The organism is Streptosporangium sp. NPDC049078 (assembly GCF_040648855.1).
Classification (GTDB): domain Bacteria; phylum Actinomycetota; class Actinomycetes; order Streptosporangiales; family Streptosporangiaceae; genus Streptosporangium.
Genome location: NZ_JBEZEL010000013.1, coordinates 209,368 through 231,709 on the forward strand (window position 1 = coordinate 209,368; position 22,342 = coordinate 231,709).

22 protein-coding genes are annotated in these 22,342 nt (G+C 69.4%); 13 read left to right on the plus strand and 9 right to left on the minus strand.

The window, feature by feature from the left end; all coding sequences use genetic code 11:
• Positions 1–236: 236 nt before the first annotated feature.
• Entirely contained in the window at positions 237–2,462 is a 2,226-nt protein-coding gene (locus tag AB0B90_RS23450; protein ID WP_362924730.1) for an MMPL family transporter, read from the minus strand.
• Between the two features lie 121 nt (positions 2,463–2,583).
• Here AB0B90_RS23450 and AB0B90_RS23455 point away from each other — a divergent pair, with 121 nt between their 5' ends.
• Positions 2,584–2,946 (plus strand): hypothetical protein, encoded by a 363-nt coding sequence (locus AB0B90_RS23455; protein WP_362924732.1) that lies wholly within the window; start codon positions 2,584–2,586, stop codon positions 2,944–2,946.
• Between the two features lie 113 nt (positions 2,947–3,059).
• Here the strand turns inward: AB0B90_RS23455 and AB0B90_RS23460 are convergent, their stop codons facing one another.
• Positions 3,060–4,049 carry an NAD-dependent epimerase/dehydratase family protein gene (locus AB0B90_RS23460; protein ID WP_362924734.1) on the minus strand — a complete coding sequence of 330 codons (990 nt, stop codon included), beginning with the start codon at positions 4,047–4,049 and terminating at the stop codon, positions 3,060–3,062.
• A gap of 443 nt (positions 4,050–4,492) precedes the next feature.
• On the opposite strand from AB0B90_RS23460, the gene AB0B90_RS23465 reads away from it, so the two are divergent.
• From AB0B90_RS23465 to AB0B90_RS23475, 3 genes are all read left to right on the plus strand, one after another.
• Entirely contained in the window at positions 4,493–5,107 is a 615-nt protein-coding gene (locus tag AB0B90_RS23465; RefSeq protein WP_362924736.1) for a TetR/AcrR family transcriptional regulator, read from the plus strand.
• A 207-nt stretch (positions 5,108–5,314) separates the two neighbouring features.
• The gene (locus AB0B90_RS23470) at positions 5,315–5,806 is read left to right on the plus strand and encodes a hypothetical protein (RefSeq protein ID WP_362924738.1); all 492 of its coding nucleotides are present in this window, start codon (positions 5,315–5,317) and stop codon (positions 5,804–5,806) included.
• Entirely contained in the window at positions 5,776–7,185 is a 1,410-nt protein-coding gene (locus tag AB0B90_RS23475) for an NAD(P)-binding domain-containing protein (RefSeq protein WP_362924740.1), read from the plus strand. Before AB0B90_RS23470 ends, AB0B90_RS23475 begins: the two co-directional genes overlap by 31 nt.
• A 231-nt stretch (positions 7,186–7,416) precedes the next feature.
• Here AB0B90_RS23475 and trpS read toward each other — a convergent pair whose 3' ends face one another.
• From trpS to AB0B90_RS23490, 3 genes are all read right to left on the minus strand, one after another.
• Positions 7,417–8,397: a tryptophan--tRNA ligase gene (gene trpS / locus AB0B90_RS23480; RefSeq protein WP_362924742.1), complete on the minus strand. Its 981-nt coding sequence runs from the start codon at positions 8,395–8,397 to the stop codon at positions 7,417–7,419.
• Between the two features lie 356 nt (positions 8,398–8,753).
• Entirely contained in the window at positions 8,754–9,254 is a 501-nt protein-coding gene (locus AB0B90_RS23485; protein ID WP_362924744.1) for a GtrA family protein, read from the minus strand.
• A gap of 206 nt (positions 9,255–9,460) precedes the next feature.
• Positions 9,461–9,877, minus strand: coding sequence for a DoxX family protein (locus tag AB0B90_RS23490; RefSeq protein ID WP_362924746.1), 417 nt, complete (start codon positions 9,875–9,877; stop codon positions 9,461–9,463).
• Positions 9,878–10,016: 139 nt separating this feature from the next.
• On the opposite strand from AB0B90_RS23490, the gene AB0B90_RS23495 reads away from it, so the two are divergent.
• Entirely contained in the window at positions 10,017–10,592 is a 576-nt protein-coding gene (locus AB0B90_RS23495) for a TetR/AcrR family transcriptional regulator (protein ID WP_350945478.1), read from the plus strand.
• A gap of 203 nt (positions 10,593–10,795) precedes the next feature.
• On the opposite strand, the gene AB0B90_RS23500 is transcribed toward AB0B90_RS23495, so the two are convergent.
• A complete protein-coding gene (locus AB0B90_RS23500; protein ID WP_362924748.1) occupies positions 10,796–11,227 on the minus strand; it encodes a glutaredoxin domain-containing protein in 432 nt (143 codons plus the stop codon).
• Between the two features lie 103 nt (positions 11,228–11,330).
• On the opposite strand from AB0B90_RS23500, the gene AB0B90_RS23505 reads away from it, so the two are divergent.
• The 5 genes from AB0B90_RS23505 to AB0B90_RS23525 all read left to right on the plus strand — a co-directional run bounded on the left by AB0B90_RS23505 (position 11,331) and on the right by AB0B90_RS23525 (position 15,962).
• Positions 11,331–11,522 carry a hypothetical protein gene (locus tag AB0B90_RS23505; protein WP_362924849.1) on the plus strand — a complete coding sequence of 64 codons (192 nt, stop codon included), beginning with the start codon at positions 11,331–11,333 and terminating at the stop codon, positions 11,520–11,522.
• A gap of 176 nt (positions 11,523–11,698) precedes the next feature.
• A complete protein-coding gene (locus AB0B90_RS23510) occupies positions 11,699–12,610 on the plus strand; it encodes an aminoglycoside phosphotransferase family protein (RefSeq protein WP_362924750.1) in 912 nt (303 codons plus the stop codon).
• Positions 12,611–12,897: 287 nt separating this feature from the next.
• Positions 12,898–13,275, plus strand: a complete 378-nt coding sequence (locus AB0B90_RS23515) for a hypothetical protein (protein ID WP_362924752.1) — start codon at positions 12,898–12,900, stop codon at positions 13,273–13,275.
• 135 nt (positions 13,276–13,410) lie between these two features.
• Positions 13,411–14,730 carry a glutaminase gene (locus tag AB0B90_RS23520; protein WP_362924754.1) on the plus strand — a complete coding sequence of 440 codons (1,320 nt, stop codon included), beginning with the start codon at positions 13,411–13,413 and terminating at the stop codon, positions 14,728–14,730.
• A gap of 236 nt (positions 14,731–14,966) precedes the next feature.
• Positions 14,967–15,962, plus strand: coding sequence for a MerR family transcriptional regulator (locus AB0B90_RS23525; protein ID WP_362924756.1), 996 nt, complete (start codon positions 14,967–14,969; stop codon positions 15,960–15,962).
• Positions 15,963–15,970: 8 nt separating this feature from the next.
• On the opposite strand, the gene AB0B90_RS23530 is transcribed toward AB0B90_RS23525, so the two are convergent.
• Positions 15,971–17,263 (minus strand): lipase, encoded by a 1,293-nt coding sequence (locus AB0B90_RS23530; protein ID WP_362924758.1) that lies wholly within the window; start codon positions 17,261–17,263, stop codon positions 15,971–15,973.
• A gap of 159 nt (positions 17,264–17,422) precedes the next feature.
• Here AB0B90_RS23530 and AB0B90_RS23535 point away from each other — a divergent pair, with 159 nt between their 5' ends.
• Positions 17,423–18,634, plus strand: coding sequence for a histidine kinase (locus tag AB0B90_RS23535; RefSeq protein ID WP_362924760.1), 1,212 nt, complete (start codon positions 17,423–17,425; stop codon positions 18,632–18,634).
• Positions 18,631–19,329: a response regulator transcription factor gene (locus tag AB0B90_RS23540; protein ID WP_350945470.1), complete on the plus strand. Its 699-nt coding sequence runs from the start codon at positions 18,631–18,633 to the stop codon at positions 19,327–19,329. Before AB0B90_RS23535 ends, AB0B90_RS23540 begins: the two co-directional genes overlap by 4 nt.
• A 90-nt stretch (positions 19,330–19,419) precedes the next feature.
• On the opposite strand, the gene AB0B90_RS23545 is transcribed toward AB0B90_RS23540, so the two are convergent.
• Complete coding sequence (locus AB0B90_RS23545; RefSeq protein ID WP_350945469.1) at positions 19,420–20,397, minus strand: helix-turn-helix domain-containing protein; 978 nt, start codon at positions 20,395–20,397, stop codon at positions 19,420–19,422.
• Between the two features lie 96 nt (positions 20,398–20,493).
• Between AB0B90_RS23545 and AB0B90_RS23550 the strand changes: the two genes are divergently transcribed.
• A complete protein-coding gene (locus AB0B90_RS23550) occupies positions 20,494–21,327 on the plus strand; it encodes a dienelactone hydrolase family protein (protein ID WP_362924763.1) in 834 nt (277 codons plus the stop codon).
• A 61-nt stretch (positions 21,328–21,388) separates the two neighbouring features.
• Here AB0B90_RS23550 and AB0B90_RS23555 read toward each other — a convergent pair whose 3' ends face one another.
• Positions 21,389–22,342 (minus strand): zinc-binding dehydrogenase, encoded by a 954-nt coding sequence (locus AB0B90_RS23555; RefSeq protein ID WP_362924765.1) that lies wholly within the window; start codon positions 22,340–22,342, stop codon positions 21,389–21,391.

Consider the following 22,342-nt stretch of genomic DNA (forward strand, 5'->3'; position numbering starts at 1 on the left):
GGCCAGGACCGTGGAGCCGTCCTCCGCCGTTGCGACGCGAGATGGGAGACGACGAACAGGTCCTGTTCGAGGGGCATACGACCAGGAGAGACTCTGACGTTACGTCGGAGTCAAGGGTGGTCACGACCGACGTCCTGTAGGCGTCCTGCCAGATGGGGGGTGAGGTGGCGCCGGTCCTGGCGGAGCCTGTCGTTTCGCGCCGCGAGTTCGGCCGCGTCCGCCTTGAGCTTCTTCCGTCAGGTCCGCGCTCGGTCGGAGACCTCGGTGACCGTGGTCTCGCCCGAAGGCGCGGGCGTCTGGGCAACGTCTGCCAGGCGACGTTCGAGCCCTTCCCCTTCGACATCGAATGACGGCAGTCGCGACTCGAGCCACTTCGGCATTCGCCATGCGTTCTCGCCGAGGAGTTTCATCACCGCGGGCACGAAGGTCATACGCACGACGAACGCGTCGACGAACACGCCCACGGCGAGTGCCAGCGCGATCGGCTTGATCGTCGCATCCGCGCCGGGGATGAACGTCGCGAAGACGGCGAACATGATCAGTGCTGCCGCGGTGACGATCGGTGCCGAGCGGAGGAATCCGTGCGTGATCGCTGCCTGCGCACCCGTGCCGTGGGCGTGCTCCTCTTTCATCGCCGAGACGAGGAAGACCTCGTAGTCCATGGCCAGCCCGAACAGGACGCCCAGCGCGATGATCGGCATGAAGGTGATCACCGGTCCCGTCTGCTCGACTCCGAGGGGTTCCGCGAACCAGCCCCAGGAGTACACCAGCGACACCGCGCCGAACGCGGACCCGATGGTGAGGAGGAAGCCCACGGTCGCTTTGACGGGCACCCAGATCGAACGGAACACCATGGTCATGAGGATGAGGGACAGGATGACGATGAACGCGATGTACGGCAGGAGCGCATCGGCGAGCAGGGCGGACACGTCGATCCCGGCAGCCGTGTACCCGGTGACGGAGAGGTCGACACCGTGCTCGGACTCGATCTCGACGGCGAGGGCGCGGAGAGATCGGACGAGGAGCTTCGTGTCCTCAGATTCCGGTGCGCTCGCCGGGATGACCGTGATCAGGCCGGCCGTGCCGTCGGTGTTGGGCACGGCCAAGGGCACGTCGGTGACGCCCTCCAGCTCGCCGACCTTCTTCGCGATGTCGGCCATGACCTCGATCGGATCCGTGTTCGCCGCGATCGGGCCGGTGAGAAGGAGGGGGCCGTTGAATCCGGGCCCGAAGTGCTCGGTGATCAGGTCGTAGGTCTCGCGCACGGGAGAGGTCACGGGCTCGCTGCCGGCATCCGGAAGCCCCAGCTTCAGATCCAGCGCCGGGATGCTGATGAGGCCGACCGATGCGATGACGAGAGCGACGGTCGTGCGGGGCCGTGCGGTGGCGAGTCGCACCCATCCCCCGAAGAACCTCCCGGAGACGCTCGCGTGCGGCACGACTCCCGGGCCCGGCCGGTGCGCTCGCCGCCGCGAGGCGGCGCGTCGCTCGATGCGGAGGCGACGGCGAGCGAGTCCGCGGGCGAGCAGGGGCGACGCGAAACCCATGAGCGCCGGCGCGAGAGTCAGAGCCGCCACCACGGCGATTCCGACGGCCGCCGCCGCCGCGAAACCCATCGCCGTCAGGAACGGGATGTCCACGATGAGGAGGCCGACCAGCGCGATGACGACGGTAAGGCCCGCGAACACGACGGCCGATCCCGCGGTCGCGACGGCGCGGGCGATCGACTCCGCGGCCCCCATGCCATCTCGCAGGTGTCGCATGTGCCGGAAGAGAACGAACAACGCGTAGTCGATCCCTACGGCGAGGCCGAGCATCGTCGCAAGCACCGGCGCCGTCGACGACACATCCACCAGTGCCGTGGCGACCTCGATGGCGGTCAAGCTCACGCCGACGCCGATGGCCGCGGCGAGCAGCGGAAGACCGGCGGCGACGAACGACCCGAAGGTCGCGAGGAGGACGAGGAAGGCCAACGCAAGGCCGAAAATCTCGCCCGCCGAATCGTGCGGGAGCTCTACCGCGCCCAGGGCTTCACCGCCGACGGCGACTCGCGAGCCGTCGTTCAGCGCGCGCTCCGTCCGCTCGCCGACATCGACGATGCTCGCCAACGTGGCATCGGCGATATCGGCGCTCGCCTGGGAGAACTGCACCGGGACGAGAACAGCGCGACCGTCGCCCGACAGATGTCCCGCGGCGAACGGGTCGGAGACAGATGCCACGCCCTGAACGCTCTCGATCGCAGCGACCGCATCCGCGATCTGCCGCTGGACAGGCGCATCGTCCGCACGTTGCCCGGGCGGTACGACAACGATCATCTGCGCCGATGAACCGCTCGCCTCCGGGAAGGACACGGCCAGGTCGTCCATCGCCCGCTGTGCTTCCGTGCCGGGGATCTTGTAGCCCTCGACGAACGGACGCGCGAACCCGGACGATCCGACGATGAGTGCGGCCAGCGCGAGCACCCACAGTCCCACGACCGTTCTGCGGGCATGAAAGGACCATCGGCCGAGGCGATAGAGCAGTGCGGACATGAGGTTCTCCTCCTATGGTGTGTTGTGGAAGCGGGTTCACAGCCACTCGTCGATGGCAGCGATGTGGATGGTGGTGCTCCTCCTCGGCGCGACCGGCCGGGGTCGGCGACTCGCCTTGCTGGAGGCGCTGCCGGTCACCCTCCGCGACAGCGCACGGGGCCGGCGCCGGCTCGAGATCCGCGCGCGCACCGAGGCGGACACGCGGCGACTCATCGTGCAGGGACCGAGCGGGTTGGGACGGCATCCCACCGTCGAGTTGGAGCTGATCGTGCTTCTGCTGCTGTTAGGTCTCGTCGATCGGATCCTGACCGACACGCTGCTTCGGAAGGCGCCGCCGGAGACTTTCTCCCGCCGAGCGGGCCGCGACATCGCGGCGCTCCTGCCGCACAGCTCGGAGTCGGAGTCGGGGGCGTAGCCCGGTCGGCTCAGCGCACCCCGCGGATGAAAGCGAGCACCCCCGTCCCCAGGACGGTGGCGGTTATCCCCAACACGAGGAGTGCCACATGGCCGCCTCGATCGGCGCCATCATCAGCGCACGACCGGCATGTGCTCGTCGTACCATGCGGCGGCGTCGCGGATCGCCGCGTCGAGGTCACCGGGGTGGTAGTCGAGCTCGGTGCGCGCGGCGCTCCAGTCCGACGCTTGCGGAGAGGACAGGTACGCGGCCATCCCGGGATCCATGTCCGGTGCCCGCTTCGTGAAACCAGCGGCGAACTGCGCGACCGTGCCGTAGGTGAACAGCACCGCGCGAGGCACCCTGATGGGGCCGCGAGGCGCGCCGACGAGCTCGGCGATGCGGCTGAACATGTCGAGGTACGTGCGGTTCTCGCCGGTGAGGTTGTATCCGACGCCGGTACGGCCCCGCTCCGCAGCCGCGACCATGCCGTCGGCGACGGCTCGCACGTCGCAGAATGACGAAGTACCGGCCGGCGCGAACGTGAGCCTACCTGCCTGGAGGTCGCGGACGACTCGGCCGAGCTGAAGCGTGTGGTCGTATGGCCCGATCATGAAGCCCGGGTAGACGACCACCACGTCGAGTCCCCCCGGGATACGGGCCAGGGCTTGTCGCTCTCCCTCCGCCTTGGTGTCGGCATAGTCGTATCCGATCCCGAAGAACGACCGGTCGCCGGGGCGCTCCGCGAGGGGGGAGCCGTCGCGGTTGTACCCGTGGACGTCGAGGGTGCTCGTGTGGACGAAGCGTTTCACTCCGGCGGCCACGCTCGCGTCGGCCAGCATTGCCGTGGCGTCGACGTTGACCCTGCGTCTGCGCGCGGCAAGACGACTCCAGGTCGAGGTGTCGCCGGCCACGTGGAAGACCCAGTCCTGCTCCGCCACCAGTGCGGGAAGCGCAGCAGGGTTGAGCAGATCGGCCGACTGCACACGGATGGGCAGGTCCTCCAAGTAGCGCGTCGTCGATCCCGGCGCCCCCGTCGCCACCACCTCGTGCCCGCTCGCGACGAGACTTCGTACGAGGTTGCTGCCCAAGAAACCCGTGGCACCCGTTACCAGACAACGCATTCTTCCTCTTTCCGTGCTCATAGCTGTGAGTCGAGCTCCGCCGCGATGGCGCGGTGAGCCTCCGCAGTCGGGTGATGGGGCATCGGCCCCTACTGCCCCGGGAATCCGGGGAACGTGTACCCCGACACCCACGGGTCCTCCGAACAGATGTCGTGGGCCTGCGAGAGGGCTGAAGCCTGGAGCAGTTCGGCGTGCGCGCTCGCCGCGACTGTCGCGGTGAGGTCTCGCAAGCGCGCTGGTGCCTGTTTCGGTCTCATGTATCCGACTCCCGGGTCGGTGGACTTCGGACGTCCCATGAAGCTCCAGTGCCAGGTGGTAGAACCGTAGCACAAAAATATCCAGGTGGATATTTTTGGGTGTGCTCGCGGAATACGATGGACCGAGCGCGGCGACGGAGGGCTGGGCATGCCCCGCCTGGGAAAACCGGAAGAAATGAGGAGAACGTGACGAAGCAGTCCGATCGGGGCCCGTACGCGAAGAGCGCGCGCCGGAAGCAGGAGATCGTCGACAAGGCGCTCGATGTCTTTCACGAGCTGGGTTCGGATCGAACATCGCTGCGGTCGATCGCGGACTCGCTGGGGGTGACCCACCCCGTGCTCCGCCATCACTTTGGTTCACGCGAGGAGTTGTTTCTCGAAGTTCTGCGTCAGGCCGATGCCCGGGCGCGCGAGCAACTGGCCAGCGAGAGCAGCGAGAACCCCGCCGTGTTCGCCGCCGCCATGGCCGAGTTCAGCTTGCGTCAGCCCGGGATGATGGCGCTCTACAACGCGATGATCGCCCGGGCGCTCGAGCGGGAGAACACCTACTCGCGTGCGTACTTCATCGATCGCTATAACGGTCTGCGCGGTGACGTCACCGCACTCCTCGTCGCCGGACGCGCCGCCGGCGTCGTTCGCGACGACATCCCCCTTGAGACGATTGCCGCCGTCATCGTCGCCGCGAGCGACGGCTTGTCCACGCAGTGGCTGCTCGACCGGAGCGTGGACATGTCGGCCGGCATGAGCGTCCTCGGCCGGCTTCTCGCCCCTCCGGGCAAGGCCGACACCGCCGGAGAGTGATCGGAAACCCCGCATCCCTTCGAGGGAGATGCGGGGTTTCTTCATGCTTTCGCATGTGGTCGGCGAGACTTGGCTTGAAATTGTCCACTCGGATATTTTCGTGTTACCGTCTCTACCGGCTGCCGCCCCCTGCGGCGCTCTGGCCGACTGGAGCAGCGCATGTCGTCCCATCCCACACCCGCGGCAGATCAGGCGAGACCGTCCCGCATGTCCGACCCGGCGTGGTGGCGCCAGGCCGTCGTCCATCAGGTGTATCCGCGCAGCTTCGCCGACTCGAACGGCGACGGCATCGCCATCACCCGAGACGGCTGCCGAGTCCCGCTTCCGTGGACTACCCAAGGACCGTCGTTCGGCTTCGGCGAGCAGACCTCACATCTGCCGCAGCCCGAGTGGTTCGGTGCGCTCTCCGTCCAAGCGCAGACCGCCGCCCCCGATTCGACCTTGTCGCTGTATCGCACCGCGCTGCGCCTCAGGCGGGATCTGCAGTGTGACGAGTCGATCGAGTGGATCGACCTCGGCGAGGACATCATCGCGTTTCGGCGCGCCAACGGATGGACGTCGATCACGAACTTCAGCCACGATCCGGTTCGCCTTCCCGAGGGGAGCGTACTGATCAGCGCCCAACCGGTGACCACTGACAACAGACGTATCCCCGGCAACGCCACGGCATGGCTCCGAGCGGGCACGACCGCCGTGTAACCGCCCCCAAAGCGCTCCCGCGACAACCGAGGAAGAGCATGACGACCCCCACGCCGATTCCCACGACAGACCTACCTGTGGTCATCATCGGCGCGGGCCCCGCGGGGCTCGCCGCCGCCCGCGCTCTCCTGGCACGCGAGATCCCCCATGTCCAGCTCGAACGTCACACCGACGTCGGCGGGATCTGGGATCTCGACAATCCAGGGACTCCGATGTACAAATCCGCGCATTTCATCTCATCGCGAGACAAATCCGGCTTCTTCGATCATCCGATGCCGCAGACGTTCGGCGACTACCCGAACCGCGCCGAGATCCTCGACTACACGCGGTCCTTCGCCGACGCGTACCGGCTTCGCGACCGGATCCGATTCAACACCTGCGTCACAACCGTGACGCAGAACGACGCCACCGGCGAGTGGACGGTCACGACCGACAGCGACCGCATCCAGGCGGCAGCCATCATCTGTTGCACGGGCGTGACATGGGACCCGAAGGTGCCCGAGGTCTCCGGAGCCTTCATCGGGGAGACGCGCCACTCCGTGACCTACACGGATCCCCGGGAGTTCGAGGGCAGGCGCGTCCTCGTCGTCGGCCTCGGGAACTCGGGCGCCGATATCGCATGTGATGCGGCGGCACACGCCGACAAGGCGTTCATCAGCACCCGCCGCGGGTATCACTTCATCCCCAAACACATCATGGGCAAACCGTCGGACACATCCGAACACCTGCCGATCTGGGTTGAACGCCTGCTCTACCGGACCGTCTCGCCGATCATGATCGGCGACGTCCGCCGGTGGGGACTGCCGCGCCCGGATCACAAGCTCTTCGAGTCACACCCGCTCATCAACACGCAGCTCCTCCACTACCTGCAGCACGGCGACATCACCGCGAAACCCGGCATCTCCCGATTCGACGGCAAGGACGTCCTCTTCACCGATGGCGGCCGCGAGGAGGTCGACCTCGTCCTGTTCGCCACCGGCTACAACATGTCGATCTCCTACCTCCCACCGGATTACATGGAATGGGCGGGAGGTAGACCCAAGATGTTCCTCAACGCGTTCGCTCGCCGGCCGGGGCTGTTCGGAATCAGCTATGTCGAGGTGAACTCAAGCGCGTACACGCTGTTCGACCGGATCGCCCACCTCATCGCCGAGCATCTGGCCGACACCCGATCGAACCCCGATCGCATCAGATCGTTCCGACACATCGTGGAGACGGAAAGCCCCGACCTCTCGGGTGGCATCAGATTCGTGGGCAGCGACCGGCACGCCACCTATGTCGAGGTCCGTGCCTACAAACGCGAGCTCCGCAGACTCGCACGCAGAATGGGATGGCAGGATCTCACCCCCGGACGCTTCAACGCGCTCCTGCACCCATGACCCGAACTTCGGCCTTCCGACGACGGTGGTGCTGGACAGCGCCCATGTTGTCTTGCGCCCAGCCCTTGCCCCGTACCGCGACCTCCGCCGGGGCCATGGCAGGAGACCGGTCGCCGGGTGCGACGCCGCGGCGGCCGGCTGGACGGCCCGGCCGGCGACGGCGCATCACGACGGCCTCCCGCCCGGGGCGTCGTCGGCTACGCGGACGGCCGGATCCCCGCACTCACCGGCTCATCCGGGGAGCAGACCGATCGCCGCCTTGGCCTGGCGTACCTTCGCGCCGGCCGGTCCGCGGGCACGGTCGGCACCGGCCCGCAGCACCGCCTGGACGTGCCGCGGATCCTCGGCCAGTCGCAGGTAGCGGTCCCGGAGGGGGGCGAGGGTGGCCACCACCGCGTCGGCGACCGCTTCCTTCAACTCGCCGTACCGGTCGAACCGCCCGGCCAGCCGCTGAGGCTCGTCGCCGGTGCAGGCGGCCAGGATGGCGAGCAGGTTGGATACTCCCGGTTTGTGTTCCGGGTCGTAGCTCACCACGGTGTCGGTGTCGGTGACCGCACGCATCACCTTGCGCCGCAGGACGTTCGGCTCGTCGAGCAGTCGAAGCACCCCGGCCGCCGAGGGGGCCGACTTGCTCATCTTGTCGCCGGGTGACGTCAGGTCCATGATGCGGGCGGCGACCGGCGGGTTGACCGCCCGGGGGACGGTGAAGGTGGGGCCGTAGCGGGTGTTGAACCGCTGGGCGACGTCGCGGGCCAGCTCCACGTGCTGGCTCTGGTCCTCGCCGACCGGCACCTCGTCGGTGTCGTACAGCAGGATGTCGGCGGCCATCAGGATCGGATAGGTCAGCAGCGACATCCGGACCTGGTTCTGACGGCCGGACTTCTCCTTGAACTGGATCATGCGCTGGGCCTCGCCGTACCCGGTGGTGCACTCCAGCAGGTAGTGCAGTTCGGCGTGCTCGGGGACGTGCGACTGGACCAGGAACAAAGACGCGTCGGGGTCGGCGCCCGCGGCCAGCAGGATGGTCGCGAACTCCAGCGTCCGCCGCCGCACCTCGGCCGGATCATGCTCCAGAGTCAGGGAGTGCAGGTCGGAGATGAACACCACCGTGTCCGTGACGGCCTGCTTGGCGACTATCGGGGCGATCGCGCCGATGTAGTTGCCCAGATGCAGGTCGCCGGACGGGGTGAAGCCGGTGAGTCGTCGTGGCATCGGTTTGGCTCCCTCGGAATCGGGAGGCCGCCCTGGCCGGGCCACCGAGGTGCGAACACACGAAACGGCCGCCCGAACCGGGCGGCCGCGTTGTCAGGTACGCGGATGAACGGTGCCGCCCGTCAGGGGCGCCACCAGCCAAGGAACAAGAAAATCATCCGCATGCCGAGACCGTACCATCCGGCGGGCGGAGATCGCAGTCAAGCCGGTGATGATCCTTGTGCGTGCCCGCCGCGCGGGCCGAGTCCGGGAAACGAATCATGACCGGCGCAGGAGGCGATCTTTCAAGCCTCGCTTCGACCGCGGGTCGTCCCTGCTCGTGAACACCCCCGCGACGGCTTCCGGATTCGCCGTCGTCAAGCCGCCTCTTCCGTGGAATCGGGGGTGGGAGCCAGCCGCACGCCGCCGGGCCGGGCCTCCTCGTCGGGGAAGACCCACTTCCGGAACGCCCAGAAACGGAAGACCATGGCGATCAGCGTGCCGATGACCTGCGCGCTCACGAAGTCGGCGATCTCCTGGGTCACCAGGCTCACGTCCGGGGTCTCCAGCAGGAACACGTATCGGGAGATCCACAGCGGCACGGAGCTGAGCACCAGACCGACGCCACTGACCAGGAAGAACAGCGCCGCCTCGTGACGGCGCTCGCGACCGCCCCTGGTCCGGAACGACCATTCACGGTTCAGCACGTAGGACACGATCGTCGCCACGAGCACCGCGATGACCTTCGCGGTCACCGGCTTCGGTTCCAGAACGGTCAGCTTCAGCCCATAGAACACCGTGTTGTCCGCCAGGAACGCCGTTCCACCCACCACCGCGAACTTCAGCAGCTCACGGTGCTTCAGCGCGAGTGCGTGCAACGGTCCCGGTAATCTGGCGAGTACTGCTTTCGCTGTTCGGAGCACCCCCGATCTTCTCACCGGTCGGACACCCCGGTGACAAGATTTACGGACACGGCCTATCCGGCTTCGCCGTCACCGATCGCGCTCAATCATTGGCGCTTGCTCATGCTTTTCTTGGCGAAGCACGACACCTTCCGAGGCTCCTGGAAGCACACCGGCCGCCGTCACCCGCGCGGGGCGATCGGCGCCAGGCGGTGGCGGCCCCAGGCGACGAAGAGCGCGAGTGCGAGGAGCGCGACGTTGAACGCCACGTCCGTCTCTCCGCGCGAGAGATGGAAGACGATCGCGGACACCTGGAGCGCGACGCAGCCGAGCGCCGCCAGCGGGGTCAGCCCCGGCTTGACGCGGGTGAGCGCGGGCAGCAGTACGCCGATCCCGCCCAGGATGTCGAACACGGAGGTCGCGTAGAGCAGCGCCGGGGGAGTCTCCCCGACCCAGGGGAGGATCTCGGCGAGCTGCGCCCTCGGCGTGACCAGCTTCCAGACGCCGGCACCGGCGAAGGCGAGCGTCAGGAGGCCCTGGGCGGTCCAGAGGCCGAGGTCGAGTTTTTTCGAACGGTTCCGCGGGGTGGTGGTTCTCATGACGCCTCTTCCGATGTCGACGGCAGGCGGTGCGCTTTGGTGCGCGCCGCCGGTCGCTCAATATGCCGCATTGGCAAGTACTGTACAATGTGTTCAGAAGTTATCTCTTGGTGTGGGAAGCCGGATAGGATCGTTCGACATGGAGCAGGGGGAGGCGGAGGGGATCGATCCCAGAGTCCTGCGGACGCGCCGCGACGTCGTCGAGGCCGCGACGCGGCTCTTCCTCGAGGAAGGGTGGAACGCGGTGACCCACGCCGAGGTCGCACGCCGATCCGGCTACTCCAAGGTGACCGTCTACGCGCACTGGCCGACCCGCCTGGACCTGGTACGGGCCTCGGTCGGCCGGATCTGCGACGCGGTCGACCACCCGGAGCCGACCGGCGACCTGCGGGCCGACCTGATCGCCGGGCTGACCGACTTCGCCGAGGACCTCGCCGACGGGCACCTCGACCGCGTCCTGGGAGGCGTTTTCGAGCGCTCCGGGAGCGATCCGGTCGTGGACGAGCTGCGCCAGCAGCTCTACGAGGCGGGCACCCGGTCGATGGAAGCGGTCCTGCGCGCCCACCTGCCGCCCGAGGACGTCGAGTCGTCCCTCGCCCTGCTGGTGGGCGGCGTGCTCGTCCGGGGCGTCTTCCAGGCCCGGCCGCCGTCCAGGGCCTTCGTGGAAGACCTCGTCGATCGGGTCATCGCGCCGGGCCGCCGGAAGGCGATCTGACGGGAGCGATTCCGTACGACTCGGTCGGCCTCGCCGTCACCGGCTGATTCCGGCTCGCGCGAGTGCTCGGGCGCGGCTCGCGCCGTTTTTCGACGACCGGCTGACGCGACTCCTCGGCGACGTCCCGGTATCTCGCGGCCGGCTGGGAAGTCCGAAGGCGTCGCCAGGTCAGGTGGCATGTCGAAACGGACGGACGCGACCTCTCAGGAGGGCGGTTGCGCGCGCACCCATTGAGGATCGGGGTTGACGTGCGGCTTGCCGGCCACCACCACGGTCGGCACCGTCTCGTCGCCGCCGGTGGCCGCCCGGACCGCCGCGGCGCCTTCCGGATCGCGCCAGATGTCGACCCAGTGCATCCGGTAGGCGTGGCGGCCGAGCCGGATGCGCAGCCGCAGGCAGAAGCGGCAGCCGGGGCGCCAGTAGACGATCGGGCGGCCGTCGGCCTCGCTGCGGCGTAGCGCTTCCGCCGCGCCGATGGACTTCGGGAACATCAGCGGGGACAACAGGACGGCCCCCAGCAGGAACAGCAGGAGCGGTGCGACGGCGGCGCCCGGGGACCCCTGGGCGGTCTGCCGGGCCGCTGCGGCGAGTCCGAGTGCCAGGAAGAAAATCGGTAGCGTCCATCGGCGCAGCATGTGATGACGCTAGCGCACCGGACGGAGGCGTCAGCGGTCGAGGGCGGTAGCGGCGGACCCGGACCATGCGGACCTGGACCATGCGGACCTGGACCATGCGGACCTGGACCATGCGGACCTGGACCATGCGGACCTGGACCATGCGGACCTGGACCATGCGGACCATGGTCTCGGTCGGATCGGAGTCTGCGACCACCCGGCCGATCGAACGGTCACCTCGCCGGCACAACTCGACGGTCTCGGTCTCGAACCCGTGGGTGAACGGGCGGCGAGGGACGGTCTTGTCGTTTCATGATCTCTCGCAGTGAGGCTTGAGCGTCGTCATCGAAGGTCGGTGACCACCAGGTCTTCTCGCCGAAGGTTGAGCGGCTGTCCGGGGAGGCCGTGGGGAATCGTGTTCCCGGCGGCTTCGGCCTGGACTTCTTCGACGAGAGCGGGAGCCGTTCCGCCTGCCCCGGTACCGTGCTTCGCATGACCGACACCGAGATCACCGCAGACCTGGTCCGCGACCTGCTGCGGGAGCAGCATCCGGACCTTGCGGGGCTGACCATCCGTGAGGTGGCGGGCGGCTGGGGCAACCAGATGTGGCGCCTCGGGGACGAGTTGGTCGTGCGCATGCAGCGCATGGACCCTACCCCGGATCTTCAGTTCAAGGAGCGGCGGTGGCTACCCGTGCTGGCCCCGCGCCTGCCGCTCCCGGTGCCGACCCCGGTGCGGTTCGGCGAGCCGTCCGAGCGTTTCCCCAAGCACTGGACGGTGATGACGTGGGTTCCCGGCGAGCCGCTGGACCACGGCTCGATCAGCCGCGGCGCCGACGCGGCCGACACGCTGGCGGGCTTCCTCAGGGCGCTCCATGTGGAGGCGCCCGCCGAGGCCCCGGCCAGTTCGGACTTCGGCGCTCACCCCAAGAGGTGCACGGGTGGTTTCGAGCAGTTCTTGCAGGCCATCGAGCCCGACGCCATCGGCGATGTCCACGCCGTCCGGGCGGTCTGGGCCGACGCTGTCGCGGCCCCCGAGTGGGAGGGCCCGCCGGTGTGGGTGCACGGCGACCTCCATCCCGCGAACGTCGTCGTCTCGGACGGAACGCTCTCGGGTGTGATCGACTTCGGTGCCTTGTTCGCCGGCGATCCCGCGTGGGACCTCGGCGCCGCGTGGGTGCTGCTCCCCGCGGGCGCGGCCGCACGGTTCTTCGACGCGTACGCGCACGCGGACGAGGCGACGATTCGGCGCGCCCGCGGACTGGCCGCCATGAAGAGCCTCTTCCTGATGCTCATGGGGCAGAACGGAGACCGGGGCCTTCCTGGCGGCAAGCCGACATGGGGACCCGCAGGCCGGGCGGCGCTCGATCGTGTTCTGAGACGCGGTTTGACGCGGACACGGTGAACACTCGGCGAGGGCCGGTGACACGCCGGTACCTTCGGTGAAGGCTGAGTAGCCGGTGCGGCCAAGCTGCCGCGGGAGACGGGCTCGGGCAGGACGCCGAGGGCTTCCTCCAGGCTTTCGGGGCCAAGTGACCTTTCATCTCAGGCCCACAGGAACCCGGCGATCGGCTCGGCCTGGCCGATCCCGGTCGTCGTCAACGTCGGCCCCGTCATGCAGGGCTTTGGAAGTCGTTTCCCGGAGGCCCATCGGGGATGTCCGCCGCCTTCGAGACCCGGTAGCGTCAAGCCATGCCTGCCTTTGCGATCACAGGCCTGATCCTGCTCGCCGTACTCGCCGCCCTCCAGATCGCCCTTGCCGCCGGAGCGCCCTTGGGCCGCTTCGCCTGGGGCGGCCGGCACGACGTGCTGCCTCGAAACCTGCGGATCGGGAGTATGGCAGCGGTCTTGATCTACGCTGTGTTCGCGCTGTTCCTGCTGAGCAAGGCCGGTCTGGTGTCGATCGTCGGTGAGCCGCTGCTGACGATCGGGATGTGGGTGATCGTGGCTTACCTGGCGCTGAATTCGGTGTTGAACCTGTTGTCGGGCAGCAAGTTCGAGCGCTCGGTGATGACGCCGGTCGCGCTGGTGATGGGGGTGGCGTTCCTGGTGGTGACGCTGACCGCTTAGCGGCGGGTGTGTCGGCGCGGCGTCGACGTTGTGATCCGGTGAGGCGTCCACGGATGCCGGAAGGTACCCGCAGGATGATGACCGCGGCGCTGATGTCACGGCGCGGAGATCGCACATCCGTATGGAGGAGGAAGAATGCGGTCGGTCATTCCCGACTATCTGGCCGAGGTACTCGAAGATGTGAGGTCGGACACCTCCGGAGAGCCGGCGGGGTACATTCCCGAGCTCGCGGCAGCGGAGCCCGAGCGCCTCGGCGCGGTCTTCGCCATGGTCGACGGCGCGGTCTACGGTGCCGGTGACATCGATGTGGAGTTCACGATCCAGTCGATCTCCAAGCCGTTCACGTATGCGCTGGCCCTGTCTGATCGTGGATTCGACCCCGTGCTCGCCAAAGTCGGTGTCGAGCCGTCGGGAGAGGCGTTCAACGAGATCTCCCTCGAAAGTGATACCGGGCGCCCGCTCAATCCCATGATCAACGCCGGCGCGATCACGACCCACTCGATGGCCGGCTCGGAGGACCTGAGTCCGGCAGAGCGTGTGGAACGCGTGGTCCACGGCCTCTCGGCCTTCGCCGGTCGTCGGCTGAAGATGGATGAGGCGGTGTGCGCGTCAGAGATGGAGAGCGCGCACCGTAACCTCGCCATCGCGTACATGCTCCGCAGCCATGACATCCTCACCGAGGACCCGAGAGCCGTCGTCGACGGCTACATCCGCCAGTGCTCCGTGCTCGTCACTGCCCGAGACCTGGCCATGATGGCCGCGACGCTGGCCAACCGGGGGGTGAACCCTCTCACCGGTGAGCAGGTGATACGCGGACCGGTGGTGCGCCAGGTGCTGAGCGTCATGGCCACCTGCGGAATGTACGACGCGGCCGGTGACTGGGCGACCCAGGTGGGCATTCCGGCGAAGAGCGGCGTGGCCGGGGGCCTGATCGGCGCGCTCCCCGGCCAGATCGGCATCGCCACGTTCTCACCGCGACTGGATCCCCACGGCAACAGCGTCCGAGGAGTGTCGCTGTTCGAACGATTCTCCTCCGACATGGGGCTGCACGTGATGGAGGTCCCGGCCGCCGCGCGTGCGGTGGTGCGATCCAACCACGTCGTCGGCAGCGGACCGGACGCGATCCGGGTCTTCCAGCTGCAGGGCGGGATCCGCTTCGCCGGAGCCGAGAGGGTGGTTCGAGAGGTCCTGGACACCGCGCCCGCGGAGGCGAGGGTGGCCTTGGACCTCACGATGGTCCACTCGATCGACGACGTGTCACGGCGCATGCTGCTGGAGGTCGTGCGCCGGCTCACGCTGGACGGACGCGAGGTCTACCTCGTCGACCCGGAATCGATCATCCCCGACCCCGATCCCGGTGACGGCGGCCGAGTCACGGTGATAGGCGACGTCGAGGAAGCCGTGAGCCCACCGCGCACGGTGGTCCAGGGCGGCGGTCGTTCAGGGGAGGCATGACAGGAGCGGTGAGCCCGGTGGCCGCGCTGACCACGACGAACGCCGGTCGCCCTTTTCGCGTCGCGCAGGCCGACGTGTCAGGTGGGTGAACGCCCATGCTCGGTAACCCTACGTGGCAGGGACCTCAACGTGATCGTCCACGCGTCCGGCGCGGGGATTCCACAGGTCGAGTGCGGCCGCATGACGGTGGCGAGGGGACTTGAGTCTCAAGCCGCTTGAGACACCATAGTGACGGCATGGACGACAACGAGCTGTATCCGATCGGGGACGTGGCACGCCGGACCGGTCTGAGTGTCAGCGCCATCCGCTACTACTCCGACGCCGGGGTCATCGCGCCCACAGATGTGACCGAGGCGGGCTACCGCCTGTACGACGTCCGGGCGATCGCCCGGCTGGAGCTCATCCGCACCCTGCGTGACCTGGACGCCGGCCTGGACGACATCCGCGGGCTGCTCGACGGCGAGACGTCGCTGCACGATCTCCTCGCGACGCACCTGGAGCTCGTCGAGCGTCAGGAGCGAGCCCTCCGGGCCAGACGGGCCGTGCTGAGAACCCTGGTCAAGCAGGGCGGAACGACCGCGCAGGTGACCCTGATGCACAAACTCGTCTCGATGCCCGACGAGGAGCGCGAGCGGCTCGTCGACGACTTCTGGAACGAGGTCGGCGAGGATCTCGATGTACCCCCCGGTTTCGTCGAGCGGTTGCGGACGATGCGACCGAGCCTGCCGGAGGACCCCACCGCCGCCCAGCTCGAAGCCTGGATCGAGCTGGCCGACCTGCTGCGGGGCGAGGAGTTCCGTGGCGCGGTCCGCTCCTGTCTCCGGGACACCTACGGCACGTTCCCCGGACGGCGCATGGCCGCCGCACCGGTGTGGGACTTCATCCACGAGGAGGGGGCGAAGGTCGGGGAGGAGATCGTGGAGGCGTATCGTTCCGGGCTGCCGGCGGACTCTCCCCGAGCGCGGGAGCTGGTCGTTCGCCTGGCGAACGCGTCCGCAGAGGCCGTCGGCGGGCAGACCGCGGCCGAGTCGCGGGAGCGAATGGCCACGGCCTTCCTCCTCGTCGAGGAGATCCGGCGCGAGGATTCCCACGAGGAGGCCCGCTACGACGCGACCCACGGCAGGTACCTGTCCCTGGTGGCCGTGATCAACGGGACGCCGCCCGCCGGCGACGAGGAGGGTCCCGAGCTCTTCGCGTGGATCGCGGCGGCCCTTCGTGCCTCGGCCCGGTGAGCATGAATTCAGGGGATGAGGGAGACCTCGGGGAAGCGAGTGTCGGGGCCCTCGAACAGGCGGGTCGGCTTGCCGCGCAGGTGCAGGTCGAAGAAGGCCCCGACGTAGGCGCGCTGGGCCGCCACCGAACGGCCGGGATCGATCGTGCCCACGTAGTCCGCGAGCGGCACCTTGGGGAGTGTGGTCGCGATCTGCGGCAGCAGTGGCTGCAGGTCGGTGAACGAGCCGTGGGCCGCGCCCTTGAAGCGCAGCTCCCGCTTCCATCCGGTCGAGGCCCGCCAGAACGACTTCCAGCTCGGCTCGCTGTCACGCGTGTGGGTCTCGGCCGCCAGTTGCAGGAACGGCTTGGCCGCACCCCGGGTGGCCACCGGGCCGACATAGGCGCCGTCGAGGTTGACGCCCGCGTCCACGCGGGCGTCCTCGCGAGTCAGCTGCGCGGCGACCGACCCGCCCAGCGACTGTCCCAGCACCCCGACCCGCGAGGCGTCGGGCGCGCCGAGCATCCCCGTGGGCAGCCTGCCGCCGATGGGGCGGCCGTGGGCCAGGGCGGTCACCCGGTCCAGAACGTAGCGCGTGTCCGCCAGGCGTGCCGTCGCGTGCTTGGCGAGCAGCTTGGCGATGACCTTCGGCGTCAGCTTCGCGGGCAGCGGCAGGGCGCGTACCAGGCGTCGGCCGGGAAACTCCACCTGGTCGGCCTCGTAGGTGTGGTCGACGGTGACGACCAGGTAGCCGCGCGAGGCCAGGTCCTCGACCAGGGTGGTGCCCAGCGTGCGCGGCCCGCCGTCCCCCGAACCGAACAGCACCACCGGCAGTTTGCCCGCGCGCGGTTCGACCGGCGCGCCCACGCGGGCATGCGTGCGCGTGGCGGCCCAGGCGACGGCGCCCTTGGCGATGCCCAGGGGCGGTGCCGAGTGCCGATCCCAGTCGGCGGCGGCAAGTGGCGGCATGTGCGGCGCGAACGGCCCGCCGCCCGTCGCCGGATACCACAGACTGATCATCAGTTCCCGGTACGGCTTGGCCGGCACCAGTGGGTCGGGCCGTGAACGGTCGACCAGTCGCACGGCCACGGTCCCGACCGTATAGGGGCCGCCGGGCGCGGGCAGGCTCACCCCGATCGGTCTCCCGGCGTCGGCGCCGGCCGCGGGCGGGCAGGTCGCCAGCACCAGTACGGCCAGCCCCGCGACCTTGCCTGCGGTGCGTGCGGCTTTCGAGACGGCGGACGCCGGGCTGCTGGAGACGGCGGACGAGCCGGTGGCCTTGGCATCAACGGCCAAATCCATATTTTTCGTGACAATGGGCATGCGAAAGCTCCTCAACCGGAAGGGGTGTCCGACGAGGCTGGCAGTCCGGCACGCCCGCGGGCCAGCGGCGGAGGTCGTGCGCGCGCATGCGACTTTCGGATGACGGTCATCCCCGGGGAGGAGCGGGAGCGAACCCGCAGGAGACCTAGGGTGAAGTGCATGGAACCAGTCGGCCATCCGGCGGCCCGCCTCATCGCGCCGAGCCGATGGTCGACCACGCCCCTCGACGCGCTGCTCGCCGCCGCGCTGTTCCTGGCCACGCTCGGACCCGGCCAGGTGTTGTCCGGCCCTCCGTGGCTGCTCGCGCTGCAGACGGCGCTGGTGGCGCCATTGGCCTGGAGACGGCGCGCTCCGATGACGGTCCTGGGCGCGATCGGTCTCGCCGCCGCCGTCCAGTGGGCGTTGGACGTGCAGCTTCCCGCCGACGCCGCCCTCCTGGTGGCCCTCTACACGGTCGCCGCGCGTCGCCCGTGGCGTCACACCCTGTCGGCGGCGCTCGCGCTGCAGGTCGGGGTGCTGCTGGCCGCCGCCCGCTGGGCGCCGCCCGGCCGGTTCCCTTTCACGGTGGCCGCGCTGAGCGCGATGGCGGGCGCCGCCCTCATGAGCGGCCTGTGGGTGCGGGGGCGGCGGGCGTACGTGACCTTCCTGGAACGCGACCGCGAGCAGCGGGCACGGCTGGCCGTCGCCGAGGAGCGCGCGCGGATGACCCGCGACATGCACGACATCGTCACTCACAATCTGTCGGTCATGGTCGCGCTCGCCGACAGCGCCGCCCACGTCCGCCACAGCGCGCCGGACCGGGCCGCGGCGGCGATGGAACAGGTCGCCGCGACGGGACGTCAGGCCCTGCGGGACATGCGTCACTCCCTGGGCTCCGGCCGAGATCACGCCACCTGGGACGAGGACCGCATCGAGGAGACACTTCAGCCCGCGCCCGGGATCGCCGAGATCGGTCCGCTGGCCGAGCGGATGCGCGCGGCCGGGCTCGCGACGTGTGTCCGGGTGCTTGGTGACACCAAGGCGGTTCCCGCCGCCGCCCAGCTCACGATCTACCGGCTGGTTCAGGAGGCGCTGACGAACACGCTGCGGCACGCGCCCGGGGCCGGCGCCGATGTGCGGGTCGACGTGTCGCCGCGCCGCGCCGAGGTGGAGGTCACCGATGTTCGCGCCCCGGTCGTGCTCGGCGCTCCTGGGTCCCCGGGGGCCGGGACCCGGGCGCCGGGGCCCCGCCCCGGGCTCCGGGACGACGGGCGCGGGATCACGGGCATGCGGGAACGGGTGGCCGCCTACGGCGGGACCCTGGACGCCGGACCGGTGGCGGGCGGCGGATGGCGGGTGCTGGCCGTGCTGAACCTGGGAGCGCCACGATGATCCGGCTGCTGATCGCCGACGACGAGTCGCTGCTGCGGATGGCCTTCCGCATGGTCTTCGAGGCGGAGCCGGACATGGAGGTGGCCGGAGAAGCGGATGACGGCGAGCAGGCGGCCCGGTTGGCGCGGCACCTGCGTCCGGACGTGGTGCTGATGGACGTACGCATGCCCGGCCTGGACGGCATCGAGGCCACCCGCAGGATCGTGCGAGACAGCCCACGTTCGCGCGTGCTCATCCTGACCACTTTCGATCTGGACGAGTACGCCTTCGCCGGACTGAAGGCCGGAGCGTCCGGGTTCCTGCCGAAGAACACCCGGCCGCAGGAACTGCTGAGCGCGATCCGCAACGTCGCGGAGGGAGAGGCGGCGCTGTCGCCACGCGTCACCCGCCGCGTGCTGGAGAGGTTCGCGCCACAGATGACACAGGGGCCCGCCGAACGGGACGAGCGGCTGACGCAGTTGACCGCGCGCGAGTACGAGGTGCTGGTGCAGGTGGCGCGCGGGCTGTCCAACGCCGAGGTCGCCGCGGCGTTGCATCTGGCCGAGGCGACGGTCAAGACGCATGTGAGCCGCGTGCTGGTCAAGCTCGGGCTGCGTGATCGCGCCCAGGTGGTGGTCTTCGCCTACGAGAGCGGCCTCGTCCGCCCCGCCACCCCCGACCTTCGACCGATGCCGGGGACCGTCCGATCACCTTGATCGGACGGGATTTCGCGCTCTTCACGCCTTGAGGCCGCTGCACGGGCTCCTGCCCGGCCGGTGGTCCCGGCCGACTCGGTGCTCTGACCGTCAGAGTGATCGGTCGACACGACGGAAGGCCGAGCGGTAGTCCCCCGGGCGTCGTCCGGTGTGCTTGGCGAAGAGGGCGGCGAACGTGCCGGGGTCCTTGTATCCGACCGCGGCGGAGATGCGGGCGACGGTTTGGTTCGTGGTCTCAAGGAGGTGGCGGGCGCGACGGACGCGCGACGACTGCAGGTACTCCAGGGGGCTCCGGCCGGTCTCGTCCGCGAAGCGCCGCAGCAGCGTCCGAGTACTGACCTTGAACGCGTCCGACAACGCGGCGAGGTCGTATCGGACGGCGAGGTTCTGGTCGAGTCGTCGCATGACCCTGTGGGAGAACTCGTTTCCCGGCTGCGGAAGAAATCGTGCGTCGACGTATGGAGTCTGGGACGATCGCGCGTCGTCGACGAGCGCCACCCGTGCGGTCGTCCGTGCCACCTCGGCCCCGCTGTGCCGGCGGATCAGCTCCAGCGCGAAGTCGTACATGGCGCTGAAGGCCGCCGTTGTCGTCACCCCCGTGTCGGTGACGACCAGATGTTCGGGCCGGACGTCGGCGTCCGGACAGCGTCGGGCCAGTTCGTCCGCGAGGAGCCAGGCGGTCGTGGCGCGGCGCCGGTCGAGGAGCCCGGCCTCGGCGAGCAGGAACGCGCCGACACAGATCGAGACGACGGCGGTGCCGACGGCGGCGTGTGAGCGGATCGCCGCGATTTCGGGAGCGAGGGGTGCGAGCTTCGCGTCCACGTCGAGGCCTGGCATGAGCTCGAACCCCGGCACGACAAGGACGTCCACCTCGCGCAGCGGTGAGACGTCCAACGCCGCGCCACCCGAGGCGGCGACACGACGACGAGGTGAGACGATCGACACCTCGTATCCGGAGCCGTCCGGTCCGGCGACGTGCGCGGCCATCGTCAAGAGATCGGGTACGCCGAACACCTCGGACGCGAAGCAGCCCGGATAGGCCAGGACACCGACCCGCAGCGCGCTCACGTTCGTCTCCTCACCATCGGCCTCTGGCGAGATTACCCGCGGATATGGCGATCCGGCCTCTCACCCCGCGCCGGGGCGTCGGTACACGCTGTCCCCATGAACGCTGCCGACGACATGATCACGGACTTCTCCCGACGACTCGTGGATGTGGAGGGGGTGGTGAAGACGGTGTACGCCGCGGGCTCCGGGCCGGCCGTCGTGTTGATGCCGGAGATGCCCGGTATCAGTCCTGACGTCCTTCGGCTGGCGCGGTGGGTGCGGGATGCGGGCTTCACCGTCTACGTCCCCTCGCTTTTCGGGGTCGACGGTGCCTATCCCACGGCTGAGGCAGGTATGGAGGTCGTCCGCCGCGCGTGTGTCAGTGCCGAGTTCCGCGCGTTCGCCGGGGGCGGTACCAGCCCGGTCACGGCATGGCTGCGCGGGCTCGCGCGCCAGGCCCACGGCGAATGCGGCGGTCCGGGAGTCGGCGCGGTCGGGCTGTGCTTCACCGGCAACTTCGCTCTCACGATGGCGCTTGAGCCGGCTGTCATCGCGCCGGTGGTGAACCACCCGTCGCTGCCGCTGGACGACCCCGCCGGACTGGAGATCGGCGACGAGGACGCACGCGCGGTCCGAGACCGCATCGCGCGCGACGGACTGAAGATTCTCGCCTACCGCTTCGATGACGACCGCTGGTGCACCGGCCGGCGCTTCGCCGCCTACCGGGCGCTCCTCGGCGATGCCTTCGACGGCCGTGTCCTTCCGGGCGGTTCCGCGAACACCAGCCCGCCACCGTTCTTCGGCGACGTGATCGAGACCCCCCACAGCGTTGTCACCGCCCACCTCGTCGACGAGGAGGGACATCCCACGCTGAAGGCCAGGGACGAGATCATCGCCTTCCTGACCGACCGCTTGAGCCCGTCCGAACCTGCCGGGACGACATCCGACTGAGCGGCACAACGGTTCCGGCCGATCGCGGTGCGTGGTTCGGCGGGGAGGTCTTGAGGTGCTGTCAGATCAGGAGCAGGGTCTTCCCCAGGGCGGTGCGTGACTCGATCGCGGCGTGTGCGTCCGCGGCGCGTTCCAGGGGGAAGGTCTGCCCGATGACCGGCCGGATCCGGCCCGCCACCGCTTCCGACATCACCCGCGTCGTCCACTTCTCCATCCGCGGCCCGAAACCGAAGAGCTGCTCGATCCCGATCACCTCGACCCCGCGCCGTCGCGCCCGCGTGAGGTCGATCGCGGTGACCTGGCCGCTGGAGGCGCCGTGGACGCAGAAGCGGCCGCCGTCCGCCGTCACCTCGAACGCGGCCCGGCCGATCTCCCCGCCGACCCCGTCGAACACCACGTCGGGGCCCGCGCCACCGGTCGCCTCGCGTACCCGGTCCGTCCAGCCGGGATCGGAGTAGTCGATCGCGACCTCCGCGCCCAGATCGCGAGCCAGCTCCAGCTTCCGCGCGCCGCGCGCGGCCGCGACGACCCCGGCGCCGGCCGCGCGGGCGAGTTGCACCAGCAGGCTGCCGACACCGCCACCCGCGGCCTCGACCAGCACCCACTCACCGGGGCGGATCCGGGCTCCCTCGACCAGGCCCAGCGCGGTGCCGCCGTCGGTGTGCAGGGCGACGGCCTCGGGTAGTCCCAGCTCTTCCGGCACCGGGATCAGGTCACCCACCGCGGCCACCGCACGCTCGGCGAAGCCGCCGCTCTCCCCGGTGCCGGCGAGGACGCGCCGTCCGGACCAGGCCGGATCCACGTCCTTTCCGAGTGAGGCCACCCGGCCGGCGACCGTACCGCCCGGCACGTACGGCAGCTCGGGCCTGGCGTGCCATTTGTCGACGCCGCGCCGGATCTGCGTCTCGACGAAGGTGATGCCCGCGACGGACACGTCGACCACCACCTGGCCGGGCCCGGCGACCGGCTCCGGCGCCTCGCCCGCGACCAGCACCTCGGGGCCTCCGAAACTCAT

Excerpts from the sequence above, each read along its gene's own strand:
- AB0B90_RS23455 (WP_362924732.1), top strand. The coding sequence starts at position 2,584 with ATGGCAGCGATGTGGATGGTGGTGCTCCTCCTCGGCGCGACCGGCCGG.
- AB0B90_RS23460 (WP_362924734.1), bottom strand. The coding sequence starts at position 4,049 with ATGCGTTGTCTGGTAACGGGTGCCACGGGTTTCTTGGGCAGCAACCTC.
- AB0B90_RS23470 (WP_362924738.1), top strand. The coding sequence starts at position 5,315 with ATGTCCGACCCGGCGTGGTGGCGCCAGGCCGTCGTCCATCAGGTGTAT.
- AB0B90_RS23475 (WP_362924740.1), top strand. The coding sequence starts at position 5,776 with ATGGCTCCGAGCGGGCACGACCGCCGTGTAACCGCCCCCAAAGCGCTC.
- trpS (WP_362924742.1), bottom strand. The coding sequence starts at position 8,397 with ATGCCACGACGACTCACCGGCTTCACCCCGTCCGGCGACCTGCATCTG.
- AB0B90_RS23490 (WP_362924746.1), bottom strand. The coding sequence starts at position 9,877 with ATGAGAACCACCACCCCGCGGAACCGTTCGAAAAAACTCGACCTCGGC.
- AB0B90_RS23495 (WP_350945478.1), top strand. The coding sequence starts at position 10,017 with ATGGAGCAGGGGGAGGCGGAGGGGATCGATCCCAGAGTCCTGCGGACG.
- AB0B90_RS23500 (WP_362924748.1), bottom strand. The coding sequence starts at position 11,227 with ATGCTGCGCCGATGGACGCTACCGATTTTCTTCCTGGCACTCGGACTC.
- AB0B90_RS23510 (WP_362924750.1), top strand. The coding sequence starts at position 11,699 with ATGACCGACACCGAGATCACCGCAGACCTGGTCCGCGACCTGCTGCGG.
- AB0B90_RS23515 (WP_362924752.1), top strand. The coding sequence starts at position 12,898 with ATGCCTGCCTTTGCGATCACAGGCCTGATCCTGCTCGCCGTACTCGCC.
- AB0B90_RS23520 (WP_362924754.1), top strand. The coding sequence starts at position 13,411 with ATGCGGTCGGTCATTCCCGACTATCTGGCCGAGGTACTCGAAGATGTG.
- AB0B90_RS23525 (WP_362924756.1), top strand. The coding sequence starts at position 14,967 with ATGGACGACAACGAGCTGTATCCGATCGGGGACGTGGCACGCCGGACC.
- AB0B90_RS23530 (WP_362924758.1), bottom strand. The coding sequence starts at position 17,263 with ATGCCCATTGTCACGAAAAATATGGATTTGGCCGTTGATGCCAAGGCC.
- AB0B90_RS23535 (WP_362924760.1), top strand. The coding sequence starts at position 17,423 with ATGGAACCAGTCGGCCATCCGGCGGCCCGCCTCATCGCGCCGAGCCGA.
- AB0B90_RS23540 (WP_350945470.1), top strand. The coding sequence starts at position 18,631 with ATGATCCGGCTGCTGATCGCCGACGACGAGTCGCTGCTGCGGATGGCC.
- AB0B90_RS23550 (WP_362924763.1), top strand. The coding sequence starts at position 20,494 with ATGAACGCTGCCGACGACATGATCACGGACTTCTCCCGACGACTCGTG.
- AB0B90_RS23555 (WP_362924765.1), bottom strand. The coding sequence starts at position 22,342 with ATGAGTTTCGGAGGCCCCGAGGTGCTGGTCGCGGGCGAGGCGCCGGAG.